Raw genomic sequence first — 4,944 nt, forward strand, 5'->3', positions numbered from 1 at the left:
GCTGGAGGGCCACCAGACGGGCCATCCGTGGCTGGTGGCCAACAAGGGACGTATCGGCTTCTCCGCCGCCGACGCCGCCGCGTACGCCCCGGAGGCCCGCGTTCCGCGGCGGCTGCCGTGGCTGGCGGTGCACCGCTCGCTCGCCGAGTACCGCGGCGTGCCCGCCCTCGACCGCCCCGAGGAGCTGTACGCGCAGGAGCTGCCGCCCGCCACGCGCGCGGTGTTCGCCGACGCGGTCGTCGCGGCGGGCCGCGACCCGGACGGATACCTGTGGCTGCCGGTGCACCCGTGGCAGTGGGACGAGACCGTCGCCACGCTCTACGCGCCGCAGGTCGCCGCCGGTCTCGTCATCCCGCTGCCGGCGGACGGCGGGCCGGCCGACATGTGGCTGCCGCAGCAGTCGGTGCGTACGTTCCTCAACCTGAGCCGCCCGCGGGCGCGTTCTGTCAAGCTGCCGCTGTCCGTGCTCAACACGCTGGTCTGGCGCGGCCTGCCCACGGAGCGCACCCTCGCGGCACCCGCCGTGACGCGCTGGGTGCACGGCCTGCGCGACGGCGACCCGTACCTCGCCGAGGAGACGCGTGTCGTGCTGCTGGGCGAGACGGCGAGCGTGACGGTGCGCCATCCGCTCTACGACTCCCTGCCGGGCGTCCCGTACCAGTACCGCGAGCTGCTGGGCTGCATCTGGCGGGAGCCCATCGGCCCGCTGCTGGACCCCGGGGAGCGGGCCAGGACGCTGGCGGCCCTGCTGTGGACGGACGCCGACGGGCGCTCGCTGACGGCCGAGCTGGTACGCCGCTCGGGGCTCGCGCCCCGGGCGTGGCTGGCGCGGCTCTTCGCCGCCCTGCTGCCGCCGCTGCTGCACTTCCTGTACCGCTACGGCACCGTCTTCTCGCCGCACGGCGAGAACGCCGTCGTGGTCTTCGACGGCGCGGACGTGCCGGTGCGGCTGGCGGTGAAGGACTTCGTGGACGACGTCAACGTCAGCTCCAAGCCGCTGCCCGAGCACGCCGGGATGCCTGACGAGGTGCGCCGCACGCTGCTGACGGAAGCGCCGGAGTTCCTGCCGCAGTTCATCCACTCCGGGCTGTTCATCGGCGTCTTCCGCTATCTGGCGCCGCTCTGCGCGGACGAACTCGGGGTGCCGGAGGCGGAGTTCTTCGGCCTCGTACGGGCCGAGATCCTGTGCTACCAGCGGCGGTTCCCGGAGCTGGCGGAGCGCTTCGCGCTCTTCGACCTGCTGGTGCCGCGGATCGACCGGCTCTGCCTGAACCGCAACCGGCTCTACCTCGACGGGTACCGTGACCGGGCCCGGCGCCCGCACGCCGCCGTCGACGGCACCGTACCCAATCCCCTTCACTCGACGTGACGGCCGTCACTGTCAGTGCCGCCCCTTAGGGTTGCGAGCCATGGCAGACCAGAACGTCCTCGCGCCCGACGACGGCGCCGGCACCCCCACGCACGACGGCCCCGACGACCGCAGCGAGCTGCGCGAGCTGCTCCATGCGGCCGTGGCCGCCGTCGGCGGCGTCGAGCGGGAGGGCCAGGTGGCGATGGCGGAGGCGGTCGCGGAGGCGATCGCCGACGGCTCGCACCTGCTGGCGCAGGCCGGGACGGGGACGGGCAAGTCGCTGGGCTATCTGGTGCCCGCCCTGGCGCACGGCGAGCGGGTCGTGATCGCGACGGCGACGCTGGCGCTGCAGCGGCAACTCGTCGAGCGCGATCTGCCGCGCACGGTGGAGGCGCTGCACCCGCGGCTGCGCCGCCGCCCCCAGTTCGCGACGCTGAAGGGCCGGTCGAACTACCTGTGCCTGCACCGGGTGCACGAGGGCGTGCCGCAGGACGACCCCGACCTGGGCGCCGGCCTCTTCGACCCGTTCGCGAGCGCGTCGTCGCAGCCGTCGAGCAAGCTCGGCCAGGACCTGCTGCGGCTGCGCGACTGGGCGGACGAGACGGAGAGCGGCGATCGGGACTCTCTGACGCCAGGGGTCTCGGACCGCGCCTGGTCGCAGGTGTCGGTGTCGGCCCGGGAGTGCCTGGGCGCCGCGCGCTGCGCGTACGGCCCCGAGTGCTTCGCGGAGGCCGCGCGGGAGCGGGCGAAGCTGGCGGAGGTGGTGGTCACGAACCACGCGCTGCTGGCCATCGACGCCCTGGAGGGCGCCCCGGTGCTGCCGTCGCACGAGGTGCTGATCGTCGACGAGGCGCACGAGCTGGTCTCCCGGGTCACGGGGGTGGCCACCGGCGAGCTGACCCCGGGGCGGGTGAACCGGGCGGTGCGGCTGTCGGCGAAGCTGGTCAACGAGAAGGCGGCGGACGCCCTGCAGGCGGCGGGGGAGAGCTTCGAGCGGCTGATGGAGCTGGCGCTGCCGGGTCGCCTGGAGCCGGTGCCGGAGGACCTGGGGTATGCGCTGCTGGCGCTGCGGGACGCCGCGCGCGGGGTCATCTCCGCGCTGGGCAAGACGCGGGACTCCGCCGTGCAGGACGAGGACGTGGTGCGCCGCCTCGCGCTGGCCTCGGTGGAGAACGTGCAGGAGGTCGCCGAGCGGATCACGCAGGGCTCGGAGTTCGACGTGGTGTGGTTCGAGCGGCACGACAGGTTCGGGGCGTCGCTGCGGGTGGCGCCGCTGTCGGTGTCGGGGCTGGTGCGCGAGAAGGTGTTCAGCGACCGTTCGGTGACGCTCACGTCGGCGACCCTCAAACTGGGCGGCGACTTCGCGGGGGTCGGCGCCTCGCTGGGGCTGCCGCGGGAGGGCGGCGGCGAGGAGGGCGCCCCGGTCTGGAAGGGCCTCGACGTCGGCTCCCCCTTCGAGTACCGCAAGCAGGGCATCCTGTACGTCGCCAAGCATCTGGAGCGGCCCGGCCGGGACGGCGCCCGCAAGGACATGCTCGACGAACTCGCGGAGCTGGTGGAGGCGGCCGGCGGGCGCACGCTCGGGCTGTTCTCCTCGAAGCGGGCCGCCGAGGCGGCGGCCGCGGAGCTGCGCGGCCGGCTCGACGTCCCCGTACTGCTGCAGGGCGAGGAGACCCTCGGCGAGCTGATCAAGCGCTTCGCGGCGGACGAGGCGACGTGCCTGTTCGGCAGCCTGTCGCTGTGGCAGGGCGTCGATGTGCCGGGCGCCGGCTGCCAGTTGGTGGTCATGGACCGCATCCCGTTCCCGCGCCCCGACGACCCGCTGGCCACCGCCCGGCAGGAGGCGGTGGAGAAGGCGGGGGGCAACGGGTTCATGGCGGTCGCGGCGACGCACGCGGCGCTGCTCATGGCGCAGGGCGCAGGCCGGCTCGTACGCGCCACGGGCGACCGCGGTGTCGTCGCGGTGCTCGACCCGCGGCTGGCGACGGCCCGTTACGGCAGCTATCTCCGGGCCTCCATGCCGGACTTCTGGTATACGACCGACCGCAACCAGGCGCGTCGTTCGCTGGCGGCCATCGACACGGCGGCGCGATCCGATCGCTCGAATGGGTGATCTGGACCACGCTGGGCGAGAGCCGTACGGCACCGCGTGATGGGCTCGGTAGCATCAAGTACCGGCACGGGAGCCGGTGAGCTGCCGGAGGTGCCGATTGAGCGCAGAGGTCCACAGTCCGGGCAATCCGGCGGGCGGCGCCCGCCGACGCGGCAGGGCCCGCCTCGATCTCCGCCGGCTGGGCCGCGTGGCCCTGCTGGGCGGCGCCTCGTCGCGGGACGGCCTGCCGCACGCCCTGGAGCATGTGGCCAAGGCGCACCGCGGGTTCTATCCCGACGCCGACATCCCCACGCTGCGTACGGCGTACCTGCTCGCCGAGGACGCGCACCGGGGCCAGATGCGCAAGAGTGGCGACCCGTACATCACGCATCCGCTGGCCGTCACCCTGATCCTCGCCGAACTCGGTGCCGAGACCACGACGTTGACCGCCTCGCTGCTCCACGACACCGTCGAGGACACCGAGGTGACGCTCGCTCAGGTGCGGTCGGGGTTCGGCGAGGAGGTGGCGTACCTCGTCGACGGCGTCACCAAGCTGGAGAAGGTCGACTACGGCGCCGCCGCCGAGCCCGAGACGTTCCGCAAGATGCTGGTGGCGACCGGCAGCGACGTGCGGGTGATGTCGATCAAGCTCGCGGACCGGCTGCACAACATGCGCACGCTGGGCGTGATGCGCCGGGAAAAACAGGTGCGCATCGCCCGCGTCACCCACGACGTGCTGATCCCGCTGGCCGAGCGGCTCGGCGTGCAGGCCATCAAGACCGAGCTGGAGGACCTGGTCTTCGCCGTCCTGCACCCCGAGGAATACGCGCGCAGCCGTGAGTTGCTGCTCTCCAACGCCGGCCGGCCGGACCCGCTGGAGGAGACCGCCGCCGAGATGCGCGAGATCCTGCACGCGGCCGGCATCACCGCCGAAGTCGCCATCCGGCCGCGGCACATCGTCTCGGTGCACCGGGTGCTGAAGAAGCGCGGCGAGCTGCGCGGGACGGACTTCGGGCGGCTGCTGGTGCTGGTGCCGGAGGCGGCGGACTGCTACGCGGTGCTGGGCGAGTTGCACACGTGTTTCAAGCCGGTGCACGCCGAGTTCAAGGACTTCATCGCCGTACCGAAGTACAACCTCTACCAGTCGCTGCACACTGCCGTCGCCGACCAGCGCGGGTACGTCGTCGAGACGCTGGTGCGCAGCCGGCAGATGCACCGCGTCGCCGAGGCCGGGGTGGTGGCGCTGGCCAGCCCGCTGGCGCGGCCCGCCGCCGGTCAGGTGGGCGACTGGCTGAAGCGGCTGCTGGAGTGGCAGCGCGCGACGCCCGACCCCGACGCCTTCTGGTCGGCCTTACGCGAAGACCTCGCCCCCGACCAGGAGATCACCGTCTTCACCGACCCGGGCGGGCCGCTGGTGCTGCCCGCGGGGGCCAGTTGTGTGGACGCGGCGTACGCGCGGCACGGCGAGACGGCGCACACGCTGGTGGGCGCGCGCGTCAAC

General features: G+C 73.4%; 3 protein-coding genes. All 3 read left to right on the top strand.

Features of this window, described 5'->3' with window-relative positions; genetic code table 11:
• The coding region (locus H5J30_RS17490) for an IucA/IucC family protein (protein ID WP_181788353.1) at positions 1-1,369 on the top strand (1,369 nt) is incomplete at its 5' end.
• Positions 1,370-1,409: 40 nt separating this feature from the next.
• Positions 1,410-3,464: an ATP-dependent DNA helicase gene (locus H5J30_RS17495; RefSeq protein ID WP_258563379.1), complete on the top strand. Its 2,055-nt coding sequence runs from the start codon at positions 1,410-1,412 to the stop codon at positions 3,462-3,464.
• A 97-nt stretch (positions 3,465-3,561) separates the two neighbouring features.
• A partial coding sequence (locus H5J30_RS17500; protein ID WP_181788354.1) for a RelA/SpoT family protein occupies positions 3,562-4,944 on the top strand: 1,383 nt, incomplete at its 3' end.

Origin of the sequence: Streptomyces phytophilus (assembly GCF_013870535.1) — a bacterium.
Classification (GTDB): domain Bacteria; phylum Actinomycetota; class Actinomycetes; order Streptomycetales; family Streptomycetaceae; genus Streptomyces; species Streptomyces phytophilus.